The following is a 25104-nucleotide window of genomic DNA, read 5'->3' on the forward strand; positions in this document are numbered from 1 at the left end:
ATAAAATCCCTCCAAACCAAACGGCTGGAGGGAATAGATATTGCGTTCGTTTAAATATCTTTATGCGTGAAAATATCGTGCTCATCAGTGCTCGTAGAAGAGTATTCCGCGGTAACAGCCCCCTCTTCGCCTGCCTGAAACCAATGCTTTGTGTTTGGAGGGATGGTGTATTGATCCCCTGCGGTCAGTATCACTTCGTGTGCTGCTGTAAACTGGTCCCTGTCCCGTTCCGGGGGATGCGCCTTAGGATTTGAAGTCGCTTCTCCCTCCACATACAAATAGACCGTTCCAAACTTGCAGCGGAATGTTTCCTGCTTGCCCGGGTCTCCTGATTCCACTGGCGGATGAAGGTGTTCCGGGCACGTCTGGCGCGGAAAAAGCACCCATTCTTTGGCACAGTACCGCTCCGTATTAATATACATAAACAACTGCAGACCCAGGTCATCCAGGCGTCCGAGACCGAAATCATTAACCTGGATCTCCCGGATTTCTTCGTCTTTCAGCGTAATATCTGCCAAGCGGAAGTATTCGTTTACCTTTCTTTGAACTTCAATTTCTGTTAAATCATTCAGCTTCATATGACTCCTCCTGTTCTTCTTAAGATGACGTGTACATTCCGCCGTTCACGTGAATACACTGGCCGGTCATATAGGAACCTTCGTCTGATGCAAGCAGAACGTAAGGCCCCATCAGCTCCGACGGTTGGCCCGGGCGCCCCATCGGCGCCGTAGTTCCAAATTCCGCTACTGAATCTTCATCAAAGGTCGAAGGGATTAACGGTGTCCAGATTGGCCCCGGTGCCACCATATTCACCCGTATGCCTTTACCGACGAGATTGGCTGCCATGCTTCGGGTAAAGCCGTTAATGGCTCCTTTGGTAGACGTGTAGTCAATCAGATTCGGGTTGCCTGTGTACGGATTAATAGAAGTAGTGTTAATGATGGAACTTCCTTCTTTTAAATGCGGAATTGCAAATTTGGTCATATGAAAGACCGAGTATAAATTGGTTTTGAACGTCTTATCCCACTGTTCCAGAGAGATGTCCTGTAAATCGCTCGTGGGAAACTGAATCGCGGAATTATTTACCAGGATGTCGAGTTTGCCGAACTCATTCACTGTCTTTTCAATTAACGATTTACACGTTTCTTCCTCCGAAACATCCCCGGGCAGCAGCAGGGCCTGCACGCCTTCGTTTTCAATCAGTTTTTTCGTTTCATCGGCGTCGCTCTGCTCTTCGTCAAGATAATTAATAACTACATGAGCGCCTTCTTTTGCGTAGGCAATCGCCACCGCACGGCCGATTCCGCTGTCACCACCGGTGATCAGCGCCACCCGGTCTTTCAGCTTTTCGCTTCCTTTATAATCGAGCGGCTGGATCGGGAGAGGCTCCATTTTTGATTCAATACCTGGCTGCTCGGGCTGGGTCTGCTTTGGCTGGCCATTTTGCTGCTGTTTATTAATATCCATTTATTTCATTGCCCCTTTTCTTATTAGAGTAATACTTCTTTTAGTTACCTGATATTGGGAAACAATAAACATATGTAACCGGATGCACTTGATAATAGTACAAAAAAACTGCCCGAAGACCCGGGCAGTTCAATAACTACATTTAGTTTCGCAGTATAATATAGATCAGGTAAATAATATATGCCGCCGCAAGAACGCCGCCTTCCCGGCGGCCGATTCTGAAATTGGTTCTCGAAAAAACGAGCAGCAGCAATGTCAGGATAATCATAAGCGAGATATCCATAAATATTTTGCTTTCTACAGCAAGCGGCGAGATGACAGAAGCGGCACCAAGAACAAAGAAAATATTAAAAATATTACTGCCGACAATATTGCCGATCGCTATGTCTGTTTCTTTTTTTACTGCGGCTGTGATTGATGTAATCAACTCCGGCAGTGAAGTCCCAATGGCCACGATCGTAAGACCGACAAGAGTCTCGCTCATGCCAAACGAAAGCGCAATCTCAGTTGCACTGTCAACCACCAGGTCGCCGCCAAAGATAATAGCCGCAAGTCCTCCTACTGTCAGCAGAATGTTTTTTGTCCAGGGCGCAGCCGGAGCACTCGTCTTGTCGTTTAGCTGCGCGGCCCGATTTCTGCGTGCCACTTCAAATATATAATATAGAAATACAGTAAAAAACAGCAGAAACACAAAGCCATCACTGCGCGTAATTACATTTTCACTAAGTGCCTGAAGAGCCGTGTCACTCATTAAAATAAAAAGTGCTACTCCTGCAAGCAGTGTAAATGGAATCTCTTTTCTCACTGTTTCATTTTCAACAGCGAGCGGGGCGATTAATGCCGTTACACCGATTACAAGCGTGATGTTGAAAATATTACTTCCAATTACATTTCCGAGGGCTACGCCCGCGCTGCCATCCAAAGCAGCAAGAATACTCACCGTCGCTTCTGGAGAGCTTGTTCCGAAAGCAACAATCGTCAGCCCGATTAAAAGAGGGGAAACCTTTAAATTGCCGGCAATTTTTGAGGCGCCATCCACAAAAAAATCGGCTCCTTTAATCAAGAGTGCAAAACCAATGAGTAAAAACAAATACGCCAACCGCTTCACCCTCACTTTAACGACTTGATAAAAACCTACTGTATTGTCTGGAAGGAATTTTCTGCTCTGTCCTCCGGACGCAGGCTGCTTTTATTTTCCTGGAAAAAGGCGTTCCATTTCTTCATTCCATTTTTCATACCGAAAAGCTTCTTCCCCTTCAGCTTCCATCATATCAAATGCCTCCGTCACATTCTCAGGAAATACATTGTTGACCACATAATACTCGAGCAGCTCGGCGTCCAGGCCGTAATAGTACTCTTCCGCTGCAAAACTCAGCTGATCCGAGTAGTCCAGCAGCTCTGTCAGCGTATACTGATACGACAGCTGAAATTGTTCATAGCCCTGCGGCTCGTACAGGAGTTTCTGTGCTTTGTTTAAAGCTGCATCGAGGGACAGTAATTCTTCATTCGCCCGGCGCCAATATTCCGGGTTATTATTTTGATTTAATCCCGCCAGTGCTTCCATGGTCGACGATAGCTGCACACTAATATATTCCATTGCCTGTATGATTTCCTTCTCATATGCTTTAGCCATTTCCGGTTTATTCAAAGCCGCTGATTCTACAGCAGCAGTTTTAATGGTCTCTTGTTCACTTCTTTTTGGGCGAAGCTCTGCCGTTTCTGCTTCCGGTTTTTCTTCCAGGGACGCTGAGGCGTCCTGCTGAATTAAGTAATACATGCCTGAACCGCCCATCAAAAGTCCCGCTGTCATTATAACCCCAACGATTTTACCTTTTACTGCGATCAGCAAAACAATGCTGAGTGCAACTAACATGAAGCCAATGGCCGTACCAACGACCGGCAGTATTGAGGTTATTTCCACAGTGCTTCCTCCTGAATATGATATTTTCCAGTCAAACAACGCCTGGACCGTTCCCTGTATTGCATTCACAGCAATAGTTTAAGTGCTGCGATCAATCTTTATTATACTCAACACCGCTGGAATTTCCTACAATTTATATTTGCTCATTCAAAACTGTTTATGGATAATATTTCCATTTATTCTTTGATATATTTTAAATTAACTCTAGCTTTATACCGCGTTCTATAGCGACAATGAAAACCATAATTGAAAAGCTGATACAGATAACGCTGCTAGCACGAGCGGTTAAACAAAAAACCCACGCCCGATTACAAGTAGAGTAACCGGATGTGGGTTTTTGAAAAGCTTTATTATTAATAGTACTTACCGCTCCGCTAAACTTAGTCTATTCAACAGTAACGCTTTTTGCCAGATTACGCGGCTTATCCACGTCGCAGCCGCGGTGCATCGCTGCATAGTAAGAGATAAGCTGCAGTGGAATGACCGAAACAATAGGCGTCATTACTTCGTGCAGGTCTGGAAGAATGATATTATCGCCTTCCTGGTGGTTTGTTTCGGAGGCAATAACGCACGGATTGGCCCCGCGGGCTACCACTTCCTGCAGGTTCCCCCGCGTATTTAAGTTAACATGGTTCTGCGTGGTTACGGCAATGACCGGCGTTCCCTCTTCAATCAAGGCAATAGTGCCGTGCTTCAACTCGCCCCCGGCAAAGCCTTCAGCCTGAATATAAGAAATCTCTTTCAGCTTTAATGCTCCTTCAAGTACGACGTGATAGTCGAGCGCACGTCCAATAAAGAAGCAGTTGCGCGTTTCACTCAAATATTCTTTCGCAATGCCTTCCATAATGTCTTTTTGATCACAAAGCGTTTCCATGGCATTGGCTGCCAGCCCCAATTGCTGAATCGCGTTAAAGCTGGACTCAATACCACGTGCCCGGGCGATATCCATCGCAAGAATCGACATTACAGCCATCTGAGCGGTGTAGGCTTTCGTTGAAGCAACCGCAATCTCAGGGCCTGCGTACGTATGCAGCGTAAAATCAGCCTCACGGGAGAGCGTAGAGCCGGGTACGTTCGTAATCGTGATCGAAGGATGGCCCTGTTTCTTTACATTGACGAGCACACCACGGCTGTCCGCAGTTTCTCCGCTCTGGGAAATAAAGATAAACAACGGCTTTTCGGAAAGAAGCGGCTGGTTATACAAAAATTCGCTCGCAATGTGTACTTCCACCGGCTTCTGTCCGATTTTTTCAATCATTTCTTTGCCTACGAGGCCGGCGTGATAGCTTGTGCCAGCTGCCAAAATATAAATGCGGTCGGACTGGTTGACTGCCGCCCGTATGTCTTCTTCAAGCTTAATGTCTCCGTCTTCATCCTGATATTTCTGGATGATATTGCGAATTACAAACGGCTGCTCATCAATTTCCTTTAACATAAAGTGTTCGTACGTGCCTTTTTCAGTATCCGATTCGTCAATGTCTGTTACAAAAGGCTCTCGGGATCTTACATTTCCTTCCAGGTCTTTAACCTGAACAGAATCACGAGTCACAATAACGACTTCTTCATCCATAATTTCGATGAACTGCTTCGTCGTGTGAAGCATTGCCATTGCATCTGAAGCAATAACGTTCTTACCTTCTCCCAAACCAACGAGGAGCGGACTTTTATTTTTTCCGACATAGATGGTTTCTTCATCATTATTGTCGATTAATGCTAAAGCGTAGGATCCTTTTAGAAGAGCCAGAGTACGCCGGAAGGCTGCTTCTGTGTTAAGCCCTTCCTCGCTGAACTTCTCTACAAGCTGCACGATAATTTCCGTATCAGTTTGGCTGCGCAGAGACACTCTGTCAAGGTAATGCTGCTGGAGCTGCTGATAATTCTCAATAACACCGTTGTGTACAAGCGTAAAGCGGCCGCTAATGCTCTGATGCGGATGCGCGTTGTCCCGGCTCGGTGCTCCGTGTGTCGCCCAGCGTGTGTGGCCGATACCGATCGTCCCGGAGGCCTGGCCGTTTACCGTTTCTTCAAGAGCGGCAATACGTCCTTTTTCCTTGTATACACTGACACCGTCATTGTCTACTATCGCAATTCCTGCAGAATCATACCCCCGGTATTCGAGTTTATGAAGCCCCTTTAACAAAATGTCCGACGCCTGCTCATTCCCAATATATCCTACAATTCCACACATACGTGGATACCCTCCTATAACCGGCGGGGCATAAGCATATGCCGCGGGACAATTACTGATGCCCCACTCGTCTCGTTTAATTTTTACTGCTGCTTTTCTCAAGGATGTCTTTTCACAATTATATTTGTCTAACAGTACTGCTTTTATGCCTGTGTCCTGGCCTTTAGCCACAAAGTCGCCTTCATGATTTAAGCCAGCACTTTCAGCTGAGACATGCAGCCGGGAGGCATCCGCCGATTGCTCGATAAACCCCCACCTCGTCAACTGTTTTGTTTTCGCTCCAAAACAGTCCTAGCGCTTTCAATAATGAAACTTTTCTCCTGCTCCTTTCTTCACCAGATTTATACACAATGATACTCTATATACGCATTGTAATCAATTGTGAAATTGTGAAATTTTTTCATGCAAATATGTATGCTTCCTATTTTTAAGAAACACCTACTGTTAGTCGCAATCTGCCTAAAAAAGTTACGCACCAGTTGCACGTTACCGAAATTATTGTATTTTAAACATAAAGAAAGCCGGGCTTAGCCGCCCGGCTTTCTTTACTTATTTATCCAGGCCCAATTCTGCCTGAACTACATCGGCAATTTCTGTTACGTAATTGTTGCACATCTCTTCTGTTTCCGCCTCTGCCATCACGCGGACGAGCGGCTCGGTGCCGGAAGGACGTACAAGGATTCTTCCTTTATCCCCTGTTTCCGCTTCGATCCGGTCTATTACTTCTTTGACCTTCGGATTATTTTCCACCTGGTGTTTATCTGTTACACGAACATTGACCAGTTTTTGTGGAAACGTCGGCATTTCAGCAGCAAGTTCCGATAGTTTTTTGCCTGATTTTTTTATCATATCCACCAGCTGCAGGGCGCTTAACATCCCGTCCCCGGTAGTGGTTAAATCAAGGAAAATCAGATGCCCGGATTGCTCTCCGCCCAGGCTGTAGCCGTTTGCCCGCATTTCTTCCATGACGTGGCGGTCGCCTACCTTCGTCTGTACAGTTTCAACGTCAATTTCCTTCAATGCTTTGTGCAGGCCTATATTACTCATAATGGTCGTTACTACTGTGTTTTTATTCAGCATCAGCTCCTGCTTTAGATGCTTTCCACAGATGTACATAATCTGGTCTCCATCAACGATATTTCCGTTTTCATCTACAGCAATCAGTCGATCCGCATCGCCGTCAAAGGCGAGGCCGAGGTCTGCTCCTTTTTCAACGACAAAGGCAGCCAGGGCTTCCGGATGTGTCGACCCGACACCTTCGTTAATATTTATGCCGTCCGGATTGTTTCCGATAGTAGAAATATCTGCCTCAAGGTCTGCCATCAAATGCGGTGCTAACGAGGAGGCTGCTCCGTTTGCACAATCAAGGGCAATATGAAGGCCTGAGAAATCTTCGCTGACTGTATTCTTTAAAAACTGAAGGTACTTCTGGCGGCCTTCAAAATAATCATTAACACTTCCAAGCTGGCCGCCTACCGGACGCGGCATTTGGTCATCTCCCTCGAGGTGACCCTCAATTTCAGCTTCCTGCTCGTCATTTAGCTTAAATCCATCCGCACCAAAAAATTTGATGCCGTTGTCCGCTACCGGGTTATGCGAAGCGGAAATCATAATCCCTGCCTGTGCACTGACTGCCTTGGTTAAATAAGCCACTCCCGGCGTAGTAATCGTCCCAAGACGCATTACTTCAACCCCAATGGAAAGAAGTCCGGCGACCATGGCCCCTTCAAGCATTTCCCCACTGATGCGTGTATCCTTGCCTATTAATACTTTTGGATGTTCGTGATCCTTTGTTAACAAATAGCCGCCCGCACGCCCTAGCCGGAAAGCAAATTCCGGCGTCAGTTCCGTATTGGCGACACCCCTGACTCCATCTGTACCAAAATATTTCCCCATGGTTAAACCTCTCCTTTGTTCTTACACAATTCCTTGATGGCTTTTACTACTGTTCATTATTCGTTTCGCTATTTTCTTCCGCTGGAACTTCTTCGTTTTCTGCAGGAGCATCTTCGGCGCCCCCGGAGCCATTTTCTTCAGTATCTCCAGTGTCTGCTGGCGGGGCTGTTTCTGTGTCATTCTCCTCTTCGCCTGAGCCAGTCCCGTCTTCTTCACTTTCTGTGGAACCATTCTGATTAGAAGAATCTCCTTCTCCGTCATTTTGGCCAGAGTCTTCCGGTTCTTCTGTATTTTCATTTTGCTGCTCTTCCGGAACTTCACTTTCCGGTTCTGTTTCTTCTTCCGTTCCTTCTTCTGTTGTTTCTCTGCTTTCTCCCTGCTGGAGCGTCACTTCCACATTTTCTCTGGTTGGAGAAATCTGTACCCCTTCTGGGCCGCTCGCTTCCACAGGAAGAATGTAGGATTCTTCATTTGAAGAGCCACTGTCGCTCCAGAGCGCTTCTAATGTAATATCTTCCGCGCTGACACCCTCAAGAGCGCCGGCTCCACCGTATATTTGTACATCCATTTCTCCGGATGAAGGATTCACCCAGCTGGTGGAAGAGCCTGAAGGCAAGTTCACGATAGATATAGGCACGTTCTCAAGCGTAGTCTGCTCTTCGCCCTGTATCGTTACAGAAGCACTTAAGCTTTCGGGGTTTGTTCGCTGAATACCGTCAGGCAATTGGAGATTTAATTCATATGTTCCGCTCTCAGTGACTTCATTTAAATTGAGAGCGGCATCGATGCTTTCTGTATTCTGCACCGCTCTTTCACTGCCATATATGGTCACTTCTTCACTGGAAGCGATAACTTCACTGATCGCTGTGCCCGCATTTAAACTCCCCGTTTGCTCTACGTTCACCGGCACTGCTTTTGAAGGAGCATCAGCAGACAATTCCACTGATGCTTCCTGCGGTTCGATATTCACATCCAGCTCATTGCCTTCGGCATCCAATGCCGCTATTGGGAAAGTTCCGTTAATATCCCCATCTGCTTCCGAAACATCCACCTGGGCGACCACCCGGTCAATTTGGTCGATAATAGTGTCAGCTCCGCTTACCGTTACTTCCTCCGGGCTGACGGTGGGGTTCCCAAAAGAAAATTCTTCGTTTTGTTCTTCATTCAAAATCTGGGTTTCGAGCGGAAATGTTGTTTCTTCCTTTTCTTCAAGTGTCACCGTGGCGTACTCCGGAGAAGGAGTTACTTCCAGATCCGTCGGGAAATCACGGTGGCTCACCTGAATGTTATGAGTACCTGCGCCTAAATCCTGCATATCCAGGTACAGCTCATAGTTGTCCGACCGGGAAAGACGAAACAGCATGATAGCCGTCTGGGAACCAGCCAGCGTAACATCCGCATCTTCTGTCATACTTGTAATAGCGTACTCTTCCTGATTATATTCCGGTGTAATCTCCACATCTTCAATTGTATATGTCTGGTCTTCCCCATCCGGCACGACGCCGGCATTATTTACCGTAGGGTCCATATTAACGATTAAGTAAAGCATGACGGCAAAGGCAAGAGAGATAAAGCGGACAAACCACTTGTTTGCAAAAAGTTTATCCATCTTTTTTCCCTCCCCACTGCCAGATACTTGATGAATTATTTTCTGCCATCAAATCTTTTTCAAGCATTTTACGGAGAGTCTCTTCATCAACATCACGGTGAAGGTCTCCATTTTTTGTAATAGAAATGCTCCCAGTTTCTTCTGATACCGCCAGCGTAAGAGCGTCTGTCACTTCGCTCACCCCGAGAGCGGCGCGGTGCCTTGTACCCAGTTCCTTTGAAATAAAAGGATTTTCTGACAAAGGGAGGTAGCAGGCGGCGGCGGCTATTTTGTTTTCCCTCATCACCACTGCGCCGTCATGAAGCGGGGTGTTTGGAATAAAAGTATTAATAAGCAGCTCCGAGGTAATGTTTGCGTCCATAGAAATGCCGGTCTCAATATAATCGTTCATCCCTGTTTCGCGTTCGATGGAAATCAGCGCCCCGATGCGCCGCTTTGCCATATATTTTGTTGATTTCATAATGGCGTCAATAGTTTTTAACGTTTCATCTTCTTCTACGTAAGAAGCACGCCCAAAGAGCCTTCCCCTTCCAAGCTGCTCAAGGGCCCGCCGTAGTTCCGGCTGAAAAATGATAATAATTGCAAGCAGTCCATATGTAACCGAATTCCCCATAATCCATTGAAGCGTCCGCAGACCAAAAAAACTGCTTATAAACCAAACAGCCAGAATAACAGCAATGCCTTTTACCAGCTGGACGGCCCGAGTGCCCCGGATAATCGTGATCGCTTTGTAAATGACATACGCCACCAGCGATATGTCTACGACAATTCGTATGATGTTAAGTAAATCGAAATCTTGTCCAGCAAACATGGCACTTCCTCCAATTGGTTCTATCCCGTAAGCAAAGTAACGGTTATATTATATCACAATCACTTCTATATCACTGCGTGCTTTATTCGGATTTCAGGCAAATTTTCTTATACAATTTTTGTTGAAATAATAGACAAATAGCAGCACGCTCTGCTTAAAGCCTGCTGCTGTTTATAAAGGACTGTATTATGCCGCCTCTTTTTCATCATCCATATGCCAGGCTTCCTGGCTTATTCGCTTTGTATGGTACCAAATCCATTCGAGCACCTGGTCCACTTCCTCAATATCTCCGGAAACGCTTCCGGCCGAAGCCATGTAAGGATCCCCATTGATTACCGTAAGATCGCCATTTACTTTCCCATGTACATCAACTTCCCCATTTCGAACGGTTAAGTCTCCCTGAACTATTTCATTCTCCGGAATGATTACAGCGTTGTTGTCGTAATCAATATTTACATTCGCCTGGTCCCCGGTAACCGTCATTTCCGCTCCTGACTGGTCGTTCCAGGCAAACAGCACGCTTGAAGCCATCAGCACAATAAACATAGAAACTGCCACCAGCACTGGGTGCTGCCTGGACCATGATTTCCAGGCTGTCCGTTTTCTTTTTTTCGGCAGTTCTTTCATAATGCTGTCAGTAAACGTTTCCGGGGCCCAGACGTGCGACGTTCCCTGGACCATTGTTACTGTACGCTTAAGTTCCTGGAGCCGGTGCGCACATTCAGGATTTTCTTTTATATACGAACGGAACTCTTCTTTTTCATGTTCATCCATATCACCGTCGATGTAGCGTTGGATGTACTTTTCCTCCTGTTCCTTTAACGCCATGGTCCCACCCCCTGTTCACGTGTTTCCCAAATGCTTTCTTAAAGCTTCACGCCCCCTGTGCACGTGCGTTTTCACCGTATTTTCCGGAAGTTCCAGTATGTCGCTGATTTCCTGTATCGAAAGGTCTTCGATATAACGCAGGACAATAGCTGTCCGGTATTTAGGAGGCAGCTTCAATATTCCTTCTTGCACCCATTCCTGCATTTCCATCGTCACTACCTGCTCATCGGGCAGTTTGTCCGGTGAAGAAAGCTGGGAATATCCATCAAGTCCTTCCGCCCCGGGTATTTCTGCGTCCAGGGAATAGTCTGGCTTTTTCTTACGGAGACGGTCAATACAAAGGTTTGTCGTAATACGGAAAAGCCAGGTGGAAAACTTTCGTTTTTCATCATAGCTTTCAATATTGGCATATGCTCTTAAAAAAGCCTCCTGGGCCATATCCTGCGCTTCGTAGGCATTACCGACCATCCGATAGGCGATTTGATATACCTTATCCTTATATAAATCAACCAATTCCCGGAAAGCGTCCTGATCACCATCTTTTTTTACTTCTTTCACTAGCCGTTTTACCGTTGCATCCATTTGGCGACCTCCACCTCGTGGGACTATACATACGTTCAATGAATCTTTTTCGTTTCATTTATTTAACAGCTTGATTTGGCATGACTCACTTTAACTGGTAATATTTTCAATCCAATCAATTGTAACACGGTTTTCACCTTCAATCTTTACCCATATTACTATTTATGCACCCTCTAGAACCATAGTCACATTTTGGAAAATTTGGCATAAATACCTTTGAAAATGCGTTAAAATGGGTAATAATGTAAACATTAACCAAACAGGAGGTGAAGAACGTTTGTCTCAACAATATTTACGGCAGGAGATAGAACAAACGAGAGACAGACTCCATCAACTGACTTCCGGCCATACGGCTTCCCTGATCTCTGATGATGTTTTGGCTTTAAGTAAAGAGTTGGATGTTCTTTTAAATAAATATGAGCTTATGTCCCGTGGAACTCTTATGCACTCTTCGTAAATGCATAAGAGTTTTTCTATGCCCGCGTATTCTACCATGATTCTTCTGGACATTCATCCCCAGAGGATAAAAAGCCTTAAAATAGACATAAAAAAATCAGCCCGGCAGGCTGAACATGTGCATCTTGTTTGGTGGAGCCTAGCGGGATCGAACCGCTGACCTCCTGCGTGCAAAGCAGGCGCTCTCCCAGCTGAGCTAAGGCCCCCTGCGTATGTTTAAAATATTAAAAATGGAGCGGGTGATGGGAATCGAACCCACGACATCAGCTTGGAAGGCTGAGGTTTTACCACTAAACTACACCCGCACAATCTATATACAAATCAATGTTTCCAATACTATCATTGCTTGCCCGGCTCGTCAAATAATGGAGCGGAAGACGGGATTCGAACCCGCGACCCCCACCTTGGCAAGGTGGTGTTCTACCACTGAACTACTTCCGCAGTTCCAAACCAGGATAATGATAATGGTGAGCCATGGAGGATTCGAACCTCCGACCCTCTGATTAAAAGTCAGATGCTCTACCAACTGAGCTAATGGCTCGTATTAAATGGTGGAGGGGGACGGATTCGAACCGCCGAACCCGAAGGAGCGGATTTACAGTCCGCCGCGTTTGGCCAACTTCGCTACCCCTCCACGTGGTGCCGGCCAGAGGACTTGAACCCCCAACCTACTGATTACAAGTCAGTTGCTCTACCAATTGAGCTAGACCGGCGTGTGGAAAACTCTTATACCTATAGGTGAAAACAGCTTTATGTATGGTGACCCGTACGGGATTCGAACCCGTGTTACCGCCGTGAAAGGGCGGTGTCTTAACCACTTGACCAACGGGCCGTAAGCTGCAGTGAGTTTTATCTTTAATTGCTACAGTAAAGTATTTTAAAGCATTTTTTCCTTTCTTGCAACCAAATTACTATATTCAAAAAAGTTTGATATTTCCCTCTGCTACCTCTATTTCATATAAAAAACCGGCCCTATAATACCAGGCCGGCTGAACACTTATTGGCGATTTGATGATGCCCCTGTTTTTGTGCCGCCTTTGCTTCCCTGACCGCTTTGTAGGGAAAACAGGTTGGAATCGATTGAGAAAGTCAGTCGCTCTCTCTCCCGCTTTCGTTTTAATGCTAATTGAATCAATTGGTGAATCAGTTCGCTGTAGCTTTTTCCAGCCGGGTCCCATAGATAGAAAGAAAGTGAACCTGGAATCGTATTGATTTCATTAACGAATACCGTGCCGGTGTTGTCTTCAATCAAGAAATCAATCCGGGAAACGCCGCTGCATCCCAAAATCTGGAAGGTGTCTTTAGCCAGCTCCCTTACCTCTCCGGCTTTTTCCTCTGTGATAGGTGCCGGAATCTCCCGGTCCGTTGCTTCCATTCCTTTGGACGAGCTTCCGTTTTTGCCGCCCTGATATTTATCTTTGTAGCTCAGTATTTCGTCTGTTTTAAGTACCTTTTCAATTACTGAAGCTTCAACATCCTCGTAATCCCCTACAACAGAGCAGTTCACCTCGGTCATGCCTTCAAGCATTTTTTCCACAAGAATCTTCCCTGCAAATTCGGTGGCCTCCTCGACCGCCTGTTCCAGTTCCTCACGATTTTTTGCCGTACTGATACCGACGCTTGAACCTAAGTTTGCCGGCTTTACGATTACCGGATACGGAACACTTTCTTCAATCATGGCAATGACGCTTTCAGTATCCTCTGCCCAGTGGTTGCTGTAGAACCAAACGTCGTTTAATACCGGCAGGCGGGAGTCTCTTAATATTTGTTTCATCATTACTTTGTCCATCCCTACTGCCGAAGAAGCTACATCACAGCCGACGTAAGGCAGGCCGTATAATTCGAACAATCCCTGAAGCGCCCCATCTTCGCCGAACGTTCCATGCACAATTGGAAAAGCAACATCAATTGCAGCTACTTCTTTTTTCCCGAACTTAGGCGCAGGTTTTTTCTGGAGCACCACGTTGTCTTCTTCCCCGTACGTAATCAACACCTGCTGAGCCTCGTTCAACAATTTTGTCATATCTTTATAGGCTTCAATGTCCCGTAAGACATCTCCGGTGTACCATTTGCGTTCTTTGCTTATATAAATCGGGACAATTTCATACCGGTCTTCGTCCATCGATTCCATGGCCTGTACAGCTGAAATGACAGAAACCTCATGTTCGACAGAAATACCACCGAAAAATACTCCTATTCTTGTCTTCATACTATCCGCTCCCTATGTCTTTACTCGTTGAATGAATCCGGAAGGTCATTTTCAAGTAGCACCACGGATGGCTGCGTCGCAATTTCATTCATTTTAGCCAGGGCGTCCTGCAGGTCGGAAGCAACATACAGCTGCGATTCCGGATAATTTTTTTCTTTTAGCCCATCCTGAAGCGGCACGGTCTGTTTTTTCCCTACCAGTATAATGAAATCACATGCATCCGCCATATACGTACCCAACGCTTTATTCAATTCGTACTCTTTTTCGCCAAGCTCAATCATTCCAGGCGTTATGGCAATTTTATATTCCGGCATATGGCTTAATACTTCCATAGCCATCCTGGAGCCAACCGGATTGGAGTTAAAGCTGTCGTCCACAATCGTAATGTTTCCATTCGTTTTTTTCAGCTCCAGGCGGTGTTCCACCGGCTGTGCTTTCCGCAGCGCCCTCGCTATTTTTTCAAACGAGATGCCCTTCTCTGAGCCTATGGCTACGGCAGCTAAAATATTATAAATGTTGTGGCGGCCAAGCAGCCTGGTCTGGATTTCTGCGGTAGTTCCGTCATATTTAACCACGGTAAATGATGTCCCTTTAGAAGAGTAACCAATATTTTTTGCCCGGTAATGCAGATCTTCGGCATCGATGCCGTAGTAAATTGTCCGGCACTGGTTCTGCTGCTCATAGCTCATAATATTTTCATCGTCTTTATTTACAAAAGCAGTACCTTCCTGCGGAAGTGTTTCAACAATTTCAAATTTGGTTTTTTTAATATTATCGAGCGTTTTGAATGTTTCTAAGTGCTGCTCTCCTACCGCAGTCAAAACACCATACCTCTGGTGCACAATATCGCAGATTTCTTCAATGTCTCCCGGCCTTTTCGCGCCCATCTCAGCAATAAAAATTTCGTGATAAGGCCTGAGCATCGTCCGGATCGTTTTTGTCACTCCCATCGGCGTGTTGTAGCTTTCCGGGGTCATCAGCGTATTAAATTCTGAGGAAAGAACCGTTTCAAGCATGTGCTTAGTGCTTGTCTTCCCGTAGCTTCCTGTAATGCCTATCACTTCAAGGTCCGGCATCGATTTAATAATTCGTTCTGCATCATTGACGTAATGCTGACTGATTTTTCGTTCCATCGGATAGTTAATATAGTTCGCGGCCATCGTTATGAAATACGTAAGAATCGTCGCAATAACTGTTAAAAATACGAGCCATCCATAAGTATAAAACAGAGCGGTGTTACCGAGCAGCAGCCCAATAATAGTAAATAGCGCAAAAAGGACCCCGATCGTAATAAACAGCCGCTTTACTCGGGCCGTGATGACCAGCGCCTTTTTCTCTTTCAGCTGCGGCATCGTCAATGCCATAAACAGAAAATAAAGAAAGCCAATAATCAGTCCTAACGCTTCTGCTCCGAAAAGAAACGGCACTACGGCTGCAAGGCCGATAGTGTTCCGGATCGGGAAGGCCCTCGACATATGGCTTTTAATCCATCCCCAAAAACGTTCATTTTTGTAGGAGTTCTGCTGAAGCATATGTGTGCTTCGTTTCGTAAAGCGCACAGTGTAAAACGCCCAAGCCGCCAAATACAAAATCGCTAATATGGTGTTAATCATGCTGTGCGGCCTCCTGCTCTTCATTTCTTAAAAAGTGATCAATAATGATTAAAAATTCGTTTAGGTTGTCAATGTATGAATAATGACCGGCCCCGCGCAACACGACCAGGCCCGCGTTCGGCATCTTTTGTTCCATGATCCTGGCGTCTGATACAGGCGTTGCCTCGTCATTTTCTCCCCACACGAGCAGCACCGGAGGCGTAACGTGCTCAAAATGGTGCTGCAGATCTTCATTAACTACCTTCACCATCGTCTGCTGCATTACTCCGGAGACGTTTTGATAATCTGCCGAACCGACCCAGCCTTTAACTTTGTCGAGAATTTCCTGTTCACGTTTCTTTAACCCCGGAAGCTTTAGCAGCTTCTTAAAGGTTTTATAGGTATATACTTTCACATAATATTTCAGCTTTCGTTTTGGCTTCACACCCGCGCTGTCTACTAAAATAATCTTTTTCACCGGGTTGTCTGCGGCGTACTTAATCGACACCCGGCCGCCGAATGAGTGCCCGATAAGAATCGGGTTGTCTATGCCGGTTTTTTGCAGCCATTTTTTTAACATTTCGGTATAATCACCAACTGTCCAGGATTCGGGAGGCTCTCCGCTCTGGCCAAAACCCGGAAAATCAATCGACCAGACCCGAAAATTTTTTTCCAGTGATTGATGCACCGGGGCAAATGCTTGAATGTTTGCGCCCCATCCATGCAGCAGGACCACATCTTCTCCTTCGCCGGACACATGGTAGTTCACGTTAACCCCATCTATATCTATATACACAGCGTGACTCTCCTATTCTAATTTTTCTATATTCTGCGCGCTGCAGAAGTACCATATATAGCTCTTCCCTATGTAATAACTCTCTATAACACAGTAAAAATATAAGCTGAGACATGCTTCCCATTGTTTTTTCATATACACAAATCCACCACTTTATATTATCACATAATCTTAAAGACGAGAATGACGACTTTATGATTCTTCAAAGCGCCTGAACACTTCATTCATTATATTTGTTTCCGGGTTTTGTTTCAGTTAATATATGATAGTTCCATTCAAAACTAATTTCCCTGAAACTAATAATAGAAAGCGTGAATTTTTATGACAAATGAGTCCGTACACGTCGGCCAGTCTCAAAAAAAGAAACTGATCTTTCTAGTGGCTTTGATTTTAACTATAGCAGTAATGAACGGCACTATGTTTAACGTGGCGATTCCGGATATCCAGTCTTATTTCGGCATCCCCGCCTCCCAGGTCAGTTGGGTACTTACCTCGTACATTATGGTTTACGCTATTGGAGCGTTGATGTATGGAAAATTAGCAGATTTTTATTCTATTAAATCCCTGCTCACTTTTGGGATCATCCTGTTTGCCGCAGGCGCAACACTTGGCCTTTTTTCTCAAAGCTTTGCCATGCTTCTTGTTGCCCGGGTGCTCCAAGCAGCAGGCGGAGCCACAATTCCAGCGCTCGGTTTTGTAATACCGGCCCGGTTTTTCCCGGAGGATAAAGGCCGCGTCTTTGGATTAATTTCTTCAACAGTCGCCTTCGCTTCGGGCGTCGGGCCTATTGTCGGCGGGCTGCTCGGCGGTTGGCTCAGTTGGCGTTATCTGTTTTTATTTTCTATCCTATCGCTTTTAGCCCTGCCATTTCTTAGAAAATGGCTGCCGAATGAAGAAAAACGTTCCGGGTTTATCGATTATTTAGGCGCTGCGCTCTTCGGAGCAGCAATCGCCGGGATCTTATTGTTCGTTACTACTCTTCAATGGATTTTTCTACTTGCATTCATCGTCTTTATGGCTGTTTTTGCTTTTCGGACTGCAAAGGCGGACGACCCGTTTATCCGTCCGTCCCTTTTGAAAAACAAATATTATACCGTCACCATTTTAACGAGCTTCCTCGGCGTCTGCAGCATGTTCGGGCTTTTGTTTATCATTCCATTGATGATAAGGGAATTATATGAACTTTCTACTACTCAGATCGGGCTCGTTATCTTTCCTGGAGCAATCCTTGCCGGCTTTCTCGGACGCGCTGGCGGAGATCTTGCGGACCGTCACGGCCCGAAAGTAGTCGTTATCGCCGCTCTGGCTTTCATTGCTTTTGGCACAGTGCTGCTTTCCGGCTTTGCCGGTGTTTCCGCAGTAGCTGTCTCTGTTGTTCTGGTCATTGCCTATATAGGTTTCCCTCTTATCCAAAGCTCCACCGCTAATATTCTGTCCTCCGTCCTTGAAGAAAATGAAACAGGTGTTGGAATTGGCATGTTCAATTTGATGAACTTTATGGCGGGGGCTTTCAGCAGCGCAATCTTTGGAGCTGTGCTCGAAATTCAGGGCGTGACCAGTTCATTGAACCCTTTTGCTTCCGGGGGCAGTAGTGCTATTTATTCTAACGTTTACCTCGCCCTGACATTGATTTCTCTTTTTGCCCTTGCAATGTTCACATACACTTTCCGTTCCTTTCAGGTAGCCCCCAGGGCGGGCAGAAATTAGGAATCCTGGATTAAGAGGCCGGCCCGGTGCCGGTCTCTTTTTTGCTATAATAAATAAAATTAAACTAAAAGGAGTGATGGTTTATGCAGAGACGCCGGGTATCCGTAAGCGATTTAGCCTATGAAGCTTTAAAACAAAGTATTATTGAATTTCATTATTTCCCGGGGCAGGCGCTTCGTGAAGAACAGCTGACCGAAGAAATCGCAGTAAGCCGCACACCGCTTCGCCAGGCGCTTTACCGTCTCGAGCTCGAAGGACTGATTGTAAAGAAAGCAAACGGCCGCATGGAGGTCCAGAAACTCAGTATCGAAGAAGCCGTCGATATTTTTACTGTACGGGAAGCGCTCGAGGGGCTTGTCGCTAAAGAAGCAGCAGTGCGGGCCTCACCTGAAGCGACAGCGGAGATGAAAGAGGCCCTTTTGCACATGGCTGAAGCAGGTGAACGGTTTACTTCCATTACGTATGGCAGCCGCTTTCATCATTTATTGTATGAGCATGCCTCCCCTACAGCCGTCCAATTTTTAAACCAGTTGAACACCCGGCTCGAAAGATACCGCCGCCTTAGTGGCTACCGGCACCCTGATTATACGATCGCCACCCCGTTATCTGAGCACGAAAAAATTCTATCCGCTATCGAACGTAAAGACGGACCAGCAGCCGAGCATTACATGCGTGCCCATATCCGCCGGAGCCTGGCGTCAACAAAGGAAACCCTCGAGCTTCATATCTCTTCTTTCTAGCGTACCAGTAAAAGGGTTTTGCCTTTTCCCAAAAAAATGTATACAATTATACAAAGAAAGAACTTATATTTTTAACCGTTTTTGAAAACGCTTTAAAAATAAAGGAGGCATCAGCATGTCTGCAAAAAAAGAGTACAGTCCTGGCCTTGAAGGAATCATTGCTGCCGAAACATCGATTTCCTACCTTGATGTCGAGCAGGAGCAAATTGTTATACGCGGATACGATCTTATCGAATTAGCGGAAAATCGACACTTTTTAGACGTTGCTTATCTGCTTCTTTACGGCTCCCTTCCGGACGCTGCTGAGAAGGAATCGTTTCATCATCGTCTTTACCAACAACTGGAGCTGCCGGAAGTCCTGACTACTTCCTTTTCGTTGTTTCCTGCTTCGATGAGTGCGATGGATATGCTCCGTACAGGTATCTCTCTGCTTGCCGGTTCGGAAACAAACATGCATGACCTTTCGGCGGAAGCCAACCAGAAGAAAGCAGTCAATCTGCTAGGAGCGATACCGGCTATTATGGCCGGCAGCTACCGTACGCAGCAAAACGAATCACTGGTTTCCCCGGACCCTTCAATGTCCTTTAGCGCTAACATGCTCTATATGCTCACCGGGAAAAAACCTGGCGTTCTGGAAACAGAGGTGTTTGATCAGTCGCTTGTGGCTTATATTGAGCATGAAATGCCAAACTCTACCTTTGCAGCCCGGGTGATTGCCTCCACGCAGGCCGATATGTATGGTGCCTTTACGGGCGCAGTGGCTTCTCTGAAAGGACCGCTGCACGGGGGCGCCAATGAAGCTGTTATGCATCTGCTGCTGGAAGCCGGCACTCCGGACGGAGTTGAGCGGCTCTTCCAGGAAAAGCTGGCCAACAAAGAAAGAATCATGGGTTTTGGCCACCGGGTGTATATGAAAAAGATGGACCCGCGTGCCCAGCTGATGAAAAAATCGCTGCACCGACTCGCAGAAAAGCAGGATCGCATGGACCTGTATGACATGTGCGTGCGCGGGGAAGAGCTGATTGCAGAAGAGAAAGGACTGCATCCGAACCTCGACTACTACGCAGCGCCGGTGTATTATCTGCTCGGTATCCCGATCGATCTGTATACGCCTATCTTTTTTGCATCGCGGGCCGCCGGACTCGGAGCTCATGTAATCGAACAACACAGCAATAACCGGTTATTCCGCCCCCGGGTCGACTACACCGGCCCACGAGGTATTACGTTAACCTAGAGGAGGAAATAAGAATGAATCAAACGATGCAGCAGACAGATGCTTTACTGACCGACATTGCAGACTATGTATATGGCCATGACATTTCAAGCGACGAGGCGTATGAGACCGCCCGCTATGTATTAATGGATACGTTAGGGGCTGGCATTCTCGCTTTACGGTATCCGGAGTGCACCAAGCACCTGGGGCCGATCGTCCCGGGCACAGTCGTTCCAAACGGCGCACGCATGCCTGGCACCCAGTTCGAGCTCGACCCTGTGCACGCTGCTTTCAATATCGGATGCGCGATCCGCTGGCTCGATTATAATGATACCTGGCTTGCCAAAGAATGGGGGCACCCTTCTGATAATCTCGGGGGCATTCTTGCGACCGCTGACTATCTAAGCCGGCAGCGCGTGGCGGAAGGAAGAAAACCTTTAACGATGTACGACGTGTTAACTGCTATGGTCAAAGCCCATGAAATTCAAGGATCCATCGCTTTAAATCACAGTTTTAACCGGGTGGGGCTCGATCACGTGCTTCTTGTAAAAGTGGCTACAACAGCGGTAGTGACCCATATGCTCGGTGGAAGCAGGCAGGAAATGATCAACGCGGTTTCCAACGCCTGGGTGGACAACTCGAGTCTCCGTACCTACCGTCACTACCCAAATGCCGGCTCCCGTAAATCCTGGGCTGCTGGCGACGCTACCAGCCGCGGCGTCCGCCTTGCTTTAATGGCTGTCCGGGGAGAAATGGGCTATGCTACAGCTCTTTCTGCGAAAGGCTGGGGCTTTCAGGACGTGATGATGAATGGGGAAGAGCTTTCTGTGCCGAAAATGGATTCCTATGTGATGGAACACGTCTTATTTAAAGTTTCTTTCCCGGCTGAATTTCACGCCCAAACCGCTGTCGAAGCGGCCATCGAGCTGCACGGAGACGTGAAAGCACGGCTTCAGGATATTGAACGCATCGATATTGTTACTCATGAAGCTGCCATTCGCATTATCGATAAAACAGGCCCGCTGCAAAACCCTGCGGATCGCGATCATTGTCTTCAGTATATGACAGCCATCGGCTTGATCTTCGGCCGGCTTGACGCTGATCACTATGAAGATTCCGCTGCCGCAAACCCTGTCATTGATCAGCTCCGGAACAAGATGATCGTTAAAGAAAATAAACAGTACACCGAGGATTATCTGGACCCATCCAAGCGCTCGATTCCCAACCAGGTGCAGGTCCGCTTTATGGACGGCACAAGCACGGATCCCGTAGAAGTCGAGTACCCGCTAGGCCATCAGCGCCGCCGGGAAGAGGCCAAGCCGCAGATTATCGAAAAATGCCGGCAGAACTTGAATGCTCATTATCCACCGAAGCAGGCGTCCCTGCTTCTTGAACAAATGCTTGATCATGCCCAGCTGGCAGAAACTCCTGTTCATCATTTTATGTCAGCCTGGGTTTACTAAAAGGAGGAAATACATTGAGCTGGTTAACCGAAGAACCCGTCTCCCAAAAAGAACTCGCCCGATTATTTCACGACCGCATTCAGCAGAGACCGGCGGTGAAAATCCCAGGCGTCCACGACAGCATGTCTGCGCTCCTCGCCAGAAACACCGGCTTTGATATTTTATATTTATCCGGAGCTGCCTATACAGCGAGCCGGGGGCTTCCGGACCTTGGTATTATTCATTCTCATGAGGTTGCCGAACGGGCCCGGGATATTGTCCGTGCAGCGAAGCTTCCTCTGCTTGTTGATATCGATACCGGCTTTGGCGGCGTGCTTGACGTGGCGCGAACCGCTAGGGAAATGACCGAAGCCGGAGTGGCCGCTGTCCAGATTGAAGATCAGGACCTCCCCAAGAAATGCGGCCATCTAAACGGAAAAAAATTAGTCCTCGCCGAAGAAATGGTGCAGAAAATTAAAGTTATTAAAGAAGTCGCCCCTACGCTCGCCGTTATTGCCCGCACCGACGCCAAGGGCGTAGAAGGTATAGAAGCAGCTATGGAACGGGCGGCACTCTACCGGGAAGCCGGCGCAGACGGCATTTTCCCAGAAGCACTTTCCACAGAGGAGGACTTCCGCCGTGCCGGGAACAGCCTCTCTGGTACACCGCTGCTTGCGAACATGACCGAGTTTGGCCGCACCCCGTATTACCACGCGGATCAGTTTGAATCATGGGGATTTAATATGATCATTTATCCGGTTACCTCAATGCGGGCCGCCGCCAAAGCCGTTGAACGGGTATTTCAGGAAATTCACGATAAAGGTACCCAGAAGGCTATGCTCGAAGATATGCAGACACGCGAAGAGCTGTACCGGACCATTTCTTATTACGATTACGAAGCTCTTGATGAAAAGATCGCAAAAACAGAACTACCGACAATCGATGAAGATTAAAAATAAAGCCCGGGGCGCCCGGGCTTTATTTGTTTTCCCTGTAATACTCTTCCATTACTAAATCATTTTCGTGCAGCTTTTCAGCCAGGTCTTCTCCCACATACCTCACGTGCCACGGTTCATACTGGTAGCCGGTAATCTCCGTTTTGTCCTCTGGGTAGCGAACTACAAAACCGTATTCATGGGCGTTTTCCTCAAGCCACTTTCCTTCTTCTGTGTCCCCAAGTTCCGTCGTTAACGAATAACCGACAGAGGACGCACTCACATCCATCGCCAGGCCGCTCTGATGCTCACTTTCCCCCGCTCTGGCACTATATTTGTTTGCTTCTTCTTCTCCGTCTTCCTCCGCGTTAGCTGCGAATATGCTTGCCTGCCGGTCATACGAACGATAGCCCGACACAGCAGAAAGCTCAATTTCTTCCTCTTCAGCCTCTGCGAACATGCTTTCAAGCTGCGCTGCCGCTTCCTCTCTCATGTATTTTTTCTGAAGATCTCCCTCAAATGGGAAAGCTACATCCGGTATGACTAAGTTTTCTGGTTCATAGTCTGCAGGCAGGTGATACTCCCGGTTGATTAATGCGTCGATAGCCGAAGGGTTCTTCAAATCCCCCTCTTCACTCGTCTCCGGCGGAGCCTCTCCTGGCTCTGTCTGACCGTCATTTTTATTTGCATCTGTCGTTTCTTCTGAACCGTTTTCTGGATCTTCCTGACTTTCTTCGGTATTTTCCTCTGAGGAGCCTGAAGAGGACTCCTCATTTCCACCAGCTCCGTTCTCCCCGCTCTCATTATTTGCACAGCCTGCGCTGACCAGCAGCCCCAGCGTTCCAGCAGCGATCATCCATTTTTTCATTGTGCGCCTCCCTCTCCTGCCGTTTAGGACAGCGTTCATGCTTTTAGTATTTATGAAACTGCACGTCTAGTTAATTATTCCTTACTTCCTCACGATTTTTCTTTCCTTCTTTATGTTAGCATCCCGAGTGCCGATATAAACAGTAGAATCAAACATAAAGGATTGATACGTATGGATAAAGCATCAATCATTGGTATTATTATAGCCTTTGCAGCTATTATGAGCGGTATTGCCATTAAAGGGATGGAGCTCGTTTCTTTGCTTAACCCGGCCGCTTTATTAATTATTTTCGGAGGCACGATTGCTACCGTAGTGATTGCTTTCCCTGGTGACGAATTAAAAAACGTGCCGAAGCTTTTCGGCGTTTTATTTAAAAATCAGAGTGAATGGAGTGTCGCTCAGCTTGTTCCTATGTTCTCCAGCTGGGCCCAAACCGCTAGAAAAGAAGGTCTTTTGGCCCTCGAAGGTGACGTTCAGGACATCCAGGATCCCTTTCTTCGTAATGGTATGACAATGGCTGTGGACGGCCAGAACTCAGATTTCATCCGTGACATCATGAGTGAAGAGCTTGAAGCAATCGAATCCCGTCATCAAACTGGGGTGTCCATTTTCACCCAGGCAGGAACCTACGCTCCCACACTTGGCGTTCTGGGCGCTGTGGTCGGCCTTATTGCGGCGCTAGCTGATATGTCCGATATCGATAAACTCGGAGAGGCGATCAGTGCTGCCTTCGTCGCCACTCTTCTTGGTATTTTCACCGGCTACGTCCTCTGGCACCCTTTTGCCAATAAACTTAAGCGTAAATCCAAGCATGAAATCCATGTGCGCAGTGTCATGATCGAAGGCGTATTATCGGTTCAGGAAGGACAGCCTCCAAAAACGATTGAACAAAAACTTCTAATGTATGTTCCGGCAAAGGATCGTGAAAAAATTATGGAAGCGGCCCAGGAAACAGAGTGGAAGGAAGGCACCGAAAATGGCTAGGCGGCGGCAGCGGAAAAAAGAAGAGGAGGAGCATGTCAGCGAAGCATGGCTTCTTCCCTACGCAGACCTGCTGACCCTGCTGCTTGCCCTCTTTATTGTTTTGTTTGCCTCAAGCGAAGTAGATGCCAGGAAATTTGACCAAATCTCCGAATCGTTTAACTCTGTTTTCACTGGAGGAAGCGGCATTAATGAATCCGGAAGCTCTGTCGAAGAGCTGAATGCCGAAGATAACGTTGATGAAAGCCCGCCCACCGTTACCGAAGAAGCAGAAGATCAAAACGAACTTGCCGAGCTTCAGGAGAGGGTCGAAGGATTTATTGATGAACGCGGCCTTGAAGGCCAGTTTACGACCCGGCTCTCCGACGACGGCCTGCTTCTTTCCATCAAGGACAATATTTTATTCGAGGTCGGTGAAGCAGAAATACGCGATGAAGCTCTTCAAACGGCCGAGGACATGTCTGAATTGCTTGTACTAAACCCCCCGCGCAATATTATTATCAGCGGTCATACGGACGATACTCCTATTGCAAATGCAGACTTCAATACAAACTGGGAACTCAGCGTGATGAGAGCGGTGCATTTCATGGAAATTGTGCTCGAAAATCCCGACCTAGATCCAAGAGATTTCAGTGCCAAGGGGTTTGGAGAGTTTGAGCCGGTTGCTTCGAATGACACTGCAGAAGGCCGGGCCCAAAACAGGCGTGTAGAGGTATTAATCCTTCCACGTAATCAAACTGAGTCCTCCGAATAAAAAAATTCAAACGAAAACTGGCTGCCCTTGCCTGAAGTGACCTAAATAAATGAGACAGATAAAAGCACCTCTCACGTCGTATTCGTAGTAGGATCGACAGATGGAGGTG

The 25104-nt window shown here is 47.0% G+C and carries 22 protein-coding genes and 7 tRNA genes; 8 read left to right on the top strand and 21 right to left on the bottom strand.

The genetic code is table 11. The features are described from left to right. Positions 1 to 50: 50 nt before the first annotated feature. The 10 genes from ACTTK6_RS07015 to sigW all read right to left on the bottom strand — a co-directional run bounded on the left by ACTTK6_RS07015 (position 51) and on the right by sigW (position 11302). Positions 51 to 578: a cupin domain-containing protein gene (locus tag ACTTK6_RS07015; protein WP_094908292.1), complete on the bottom strand. Its 528-nt coding sequence runs from the start codon at positions 576 to 578 to the stop codon at positions 51 to 53. A 19-nt stretch (positions 579 to 597) separates the two neighbouring features. Next, on the bottom strand, positions 598 to 1467 hold the full coding sequence (locus ACTTK6_RS07020) for an SDR family oxidoreductase (protein ID WP_079475195.1): 870 nt from the start codon (positions 1465 to 1467) through the stop codon (positions 598 to 600). 142 nt (positions 1468 to 1609) lie between these two features. Continuing rightward, positions 1610 to 2566 (bottom strand): calcium/sodium antiporter, encoded by a 957-nt coding sequence (locus ACTTK6_RS07025; protein ID WP_462833057.1) that lies wholly within the window; start codon positions 2564 to 2566, stop codon positions 1610 to 1612. 90 nt (positions 2567 to 2656) lie between these two features. Further along, positions 2657 to 3388, bottom strand: a complete 732-nt coding sequence (locus ACTTK6_RS07030) for a hypothetical protein (RefSeq protein ID WP_462833058.1) — start codon at positions 3386 to 3388, stop codon at positions 2657 to 2659. A gap of 385 nt (positions 3389 to 3773) precedes the next feature. Beyond that, positions 3774 to 5576, bottom strand: coding sequence for a glutamine--fructose-6-phosphate transaminase (isomerizing) (gene glmS / locus ACTTK6_RS07035; RefSeq protein ID WP_079475192.1), 1803 nt, complete (start codon positions 5574 to 5576; stop codon positions 3774 to 3776). Between the two features lie 549 nt (positions 5577 to 6125). Beyond that, entirely contained in the window at positions 6126 to 7472 is a 1347-nt protein-coding gene (gene glmM / locus ACTTK6_RS07040) for a phosphoglucosamine mutase (protein ID WP_462833059.1), read from the bottom strand. 46 nt (positions 7473 to 7518) lie between these two features. Further along, the gene (locus tag ACTTK6_RS07045; protein ID WP_462833060.1) at positions 7519 to 9081 is read right to left on the bottom strand and encodes a CdaR family protein; all 1563 of its coding nucleotides are present in this window, start codon (positions 9079 to 9081) and stop codon (positions 7519 to 7521) included. Continuing rightward, the gene (gene cdaA, locus ACTTK6_RS07050) at positions 9074 to 9892 is read right to left on the bottom strand and encodes a diadenylate cyclase CdaA (protein WP_022794289.1); all 819 of its coding nucleotides are present in this window, start codon (positions 9890 to 9892) and stop codon (positions 9074 to 9076) included. The genes ACTTK6_RS07045 and cdaA overlap by 8 nt, the downstream gene beginning before the upstream one ends. 186 nt (positions 9893 to 10078) lie before the next feature. Continuing rightward, positions 10079 to 10720, bottom strand: coding sequence for an anti-sigma factor family protein (locus ACTTK6_RS07055; protein ID WP_079475189.1), 642 nt, complete (start codon positions 10718 to 10720; stop codon positions 10079 to 10081). Between the two features lie 15 nt (positions 10721 to 10735). Continuing rightward, entirely contained in the window at positions 10736 to 11302 is a 567-nt protein-coding gene (gene sigW / locus ACTTK6_RS07060; protein ID WP_079475188.1) for an RNA polymerase sigma factor SigW, read from the bottom strand. Positions 11303 to 11534: 232 nt separating this feature from the next. Between sigW and ACTTK6_RS07065 the strand changes: the two genes are divergently transcribed. Next, positions 11535 to 11759 (top strand): aspartyl-phosphate phosphatase Spo0E family protein, encoded by a 225-nt coding sequence (locus ACTTK6_RS07065; protein ID WP_462833061.1) that lies wholly within the window; start codon positions 11535 to 11537, stop codon positions 11757 to 11759. Between the two features lie 129 nt (positions 11760 to 11888). On the opposite strand, the gene ACTTK6_RS07070 is transcribed toward ACTTK6_RS07065, so the two are convergent. From ACTTK6_RS07070 to ACTTK6_RS07115, 10 genes are all read right to left on the bottom strand, one after another. Next, positions 11889 to 11964: transfer RNA gene (locus ACTTK6_RS07070), tRNA-Ala, on the bottom strand. Between the two features lie 25 nt (positions 11965 to 11989). Then, positions 11990 to 12063 (bottom strand) — tRNA-Gly (locus tag ACTTK6_RS07075). A 61-nt stretch (positions 12064 to 12124) separates the two neighbouring features. Beyond that, a tRNA-Gly gene (locus ACTTK6_RS07080) sits at positions 12125 to 12199 on the bottom strand. A gap of 24 nt (positions 12200 to 12223) precedes the next feature. Then, positions 12224 to 12299: transfer RNA gene (locus ACTTK6_RS07085), tRNA-Lys, on the bottom strand. Between the two features lie 8 nt (positions 12300 to 12307). Next, positions 12308 to 12392, bottom strand: a tRNA-Tyr gene (locus ACTTK6_RS07090). Positions 12393 to 12395: 3 nt separating this feature from the next. Then, a tRNA-Thr gene (locus tag ACTTK6_RS07095) sits at positions 12396 to 12471 on the bottom strand. A 44-nt stretch (positions 12472 to 12515) separates the two neighbouring features. Next, positions 12516 to 12590 (bottom strand) — tRNA-Glu (locus ACTTK6_RS07100). 165 nt (positions 12591 to 12755) lie between these two features. Beyond that, positions 12756 to 13967: a D-alanine--D-alanine ligase family protein gene (locus tag ACTTK6_RS07105; protein WP_079475186.1), complete on the bottom strand. Its 1212-nt coding sequence runs from the start codon at positions 13965 to 13967 to the stop codon at positions 12756 to 12758. A gap of 20 nt (positions 13968 to 13987) precedes the next feature. After that, positions 13988 to 15580 (bottom strand): Mur ligase family protein, encoded by a 1593-nt coding sequence (locus tag ACTTK6_RS07110; protein ID WP_462833062.1) that lies wholly within the window; start codon positions 15578 to 15580, stop codon positions 13988 to 13990. Next, entirely contained in the window at positions 15573 to 16355 is a 783-nt protein-coding gene (locus ACTTK6_RS07115) for an alpha/beta fold hydrolase (RefSeq protein ID WP_462833063.1), read from the bottom strand. The genes ACTTK6_RS07110 and ACTTK6_RS07115 overlap by 8 nt, the downstream gene beginning before the upstream one ends. 321 nt (positions 16356 to 16676) lie before the next feature. Between ACTTK6_RS07115 and ACTTK6_RS07120 the strand changes: the two genes are divergently transcribed. From ACTTK6_RS07120 to prpB, 5 genes are all read left to right on the top strand, one after another. Next, entirely contained in the window at positions 16677 to 18062 is a 1386-nt protein-coding gene (locus tag ACTTK6_RS07120; protein WP_462833064.1) for an MFS transporter, read from the top strand. An 83-nt stretch (positions 18063 to 18145) separates the two neighbouring features. After that, entirely contained in the window at positions 18146 to 18802 is a 657-nt protein-coding gene (locus tag ACTTK6_RS07125) for a GntR family transcriptional regulator (protein ID WP_079475182.1), read from the top strand. A gap of 115 nt (positions 18803 to 18917) precedes the next feature. After that, positions 18918 to 20036 (top strand): citrate synthase, encoded by a 1119-nt coding sequence (gene mmgD, locus ACTTK6_RS07130; protein WP_462833065.1) that lies wholly within the window; start codon positions 18918 to 18920, stop codon positions 20034 to 20036. 14 nt (positions 20037 to 20050) lie between these two features. Next, positions 20051 to 21478 (top strand): bifunctional 2-methylcitrate dehydratase/aconitate hydratase, encoded by a 1428-nt coding sequence (locus ACTTK6_RS07135; RefSeq protein WP_079475180.1) that lies wholly within the window; start codon positions 20051 to 20053, stop codon positions 21476 to 21478. Between the two features lie 14 nt (positions 21479 to 21492). Next, positions 21493 to 22410, top strand: a complete 918-nt coding sequence (gene prpB, locus ACTTK6_RS07140) for a methylisocitrate lyase (RefSeq protein ID WP_462833066.1) — start codon at positions 21493 to 21495, stop codon at positions 22408 to 22410. A 25-nt stretch (positions 22411 to 22435) separates the two neighbouring features. Here prpB and ACTTK6_RS07145 read toward each other — a convergent pair whose 3' ends face one another. After that, on the bottom strand, positions 22436 to 23260 hold the full coding sequence (locus ACTTK6_RS07145) for a M15 family metallopeptidase (protein ID WP_233133493.1): 825 nt from the start codon (positions 23258 to 23260) through the stop codon (positions 22436 to 22438). Between the two features lie 171 nt (positions 23261 to 23431). On the opposite strand from ACTTK6_RS07145, the gene motA reads away from it, so the two are divergent. Both motA and motB read left to right on the top strand, forming a co-directional pair. Then, positions 23432 to 24244, top strand: a complete 813-nt coding sequence (gene motA, locus ACTTK6_RS07150) for a flagellar motor stator protein MotA (RefSeq protein WP_094909040.1) — start codon at positions 23432 to 23434, stop codon at positions 24242 to 24244. Next, a complete protein-coding gene (gene motB, locus ACTTK6_RS07155; protein ID WP_079475176.1) occupies positions 24237 to 24995 on the top strand; it encodes a flagellar motor protein MotB in 759 nt (252 codons plus the stop codon). Before motA ends, motB begins: the two co-directional genes overlap by 8 nt. Positions 24996 to 25104 lie beyond the last annotated feature (109 nt).

This window comes from Marinococcus salis (assembly GCF_054971365.1).

Excerpts from the sequence above, each read along its gene's own strand:
- ACTTK6_RS07015 (WP_094908292.1), bottom strand. The coding sequence starts at position 578 with ATGAAGCTGAATGATTTAACAGAAATTGAAGTTCAAAGAAAGGTAAAC.
- ACTTK6_RS07020 (WP_079475195.1), bottom strand. The coding sequence starts at position 1,467 with ATGGATATTAATAAACAGCAGCAAAATGGCCAGCCAAAGCAGACCCAG.
- glmS (WP_079475192.1), bottom strand. The coding sequence starts at position 5,576 with ATGTGTGGAATTGTAGGATATATTGGGAATGAGCAGGCGTCGGACATT.
- glmM (WP_462833059.1), bottom strand. The coding sequence starts at position 7,472 with ATGGGGAAATATTTTGGTACAGATGGAGTCAGGGGTGTCGCCAATACG.
- ACTTK6_RS07045 (WP_462833060.1), bottom strand. The coding sequence starts at position 9,081 with ATGGATAAACTTTTTGCAAACAAGTGGTTTGTCCGCTTTATCTCTCTT.
- cdaA (WP_022794289.1), bottom strand. The coding sequence starts at position 9,892 with ATGTTTGCTGGACAAGATTTCGATTTACTTAACATCATACGAATTGTC.
- ACTTK6_RS07055 (WP_079475189.1), bottom strand. The coding sequence starts at position 10,720 with ATGGCGTTAAAGGAACAGGAGGAAAAGTACATCCAACGCTACATCGAC.
- sigW (WP_079475188.1), bottom strand. The coding sequence starts at position 11,302 with ATGGATGCAACGGTAAAACGGCTAGTGAAAGAAGTAAAAAAAGATGGT.
- ACTTK6_RS07065 (WP_462833061.1), top strand. The coding sequence starts at position 11,535 with ATGGGTAATAATGTAAACATTAACCAAACAGGAGGTGAAGAACGTTTG.
- ACTTK6_RS07105 (WP_079475186.1), bottom strand. The coding sequence starts at position 13,967 with ATGAAGACAAGAATAGGAGTATTTTTCGGTGGTATTTCTGTCGAACAT.
- ACTTK6_RS07110 (WP_462833062.1), bottom strand. The coding sequence starts at position 15,580 with ATGATTAACACCATATTAGCGATTTTGTATTTGGCGGCTTGGGCGTTT.
- ACTTK6_RS07120 (WP_462833064.1), top strand. The coding sequence starts at position 16,677 with ATGACAAATGAGTCCGTACACGTCGGCCAGTCTCAAAAAAAGAAACTG.
- ACTTK6_RS07125 (WP_079475182.1), top strand. The coding sequence starts at position 18,146 with ATGCAGAGACGCCGGGTATCCGTAAGCGATTTAGCCTATGAAGCTTTA.
- mmgD (WP_462833065.1), top strand. The coding sequence starts at position 18,918 with ATGTCTGCAAAAAAAGAGTACAGTCCTGGCCTTGAAGGAATCATTGCT.
- ACTTK6_RS07135 (WP_079475180.1), top strand. The coding sequence starts at position 20,051 with ATGAATCAAACGATGCAGCAGACAGATGCTTTACTGACCGACATTGCA.
- ACTTK6_RS07145 (WP_233133493.1), bottom strand. The coding sequence starts at position 23,260 with ATGAAAAAATGGATGATCGCTGCTGGAACGCTGGGGCTGCTGGTCAGC.
- motA (WP_094909040.1), top strand. The coding sequence starts at position 23,432 with ATGGATAAAGCATCAATCATTGGTATTATTATAGCCTTTGCAGCTATT.
- motB (WP_079475176.1), top strand. The coding sequence starts at position 24,237 with ATGGCTAGGCGGCGGCAGCGGAAAAAAGAAGAGGAGGAGCATGTCAGC.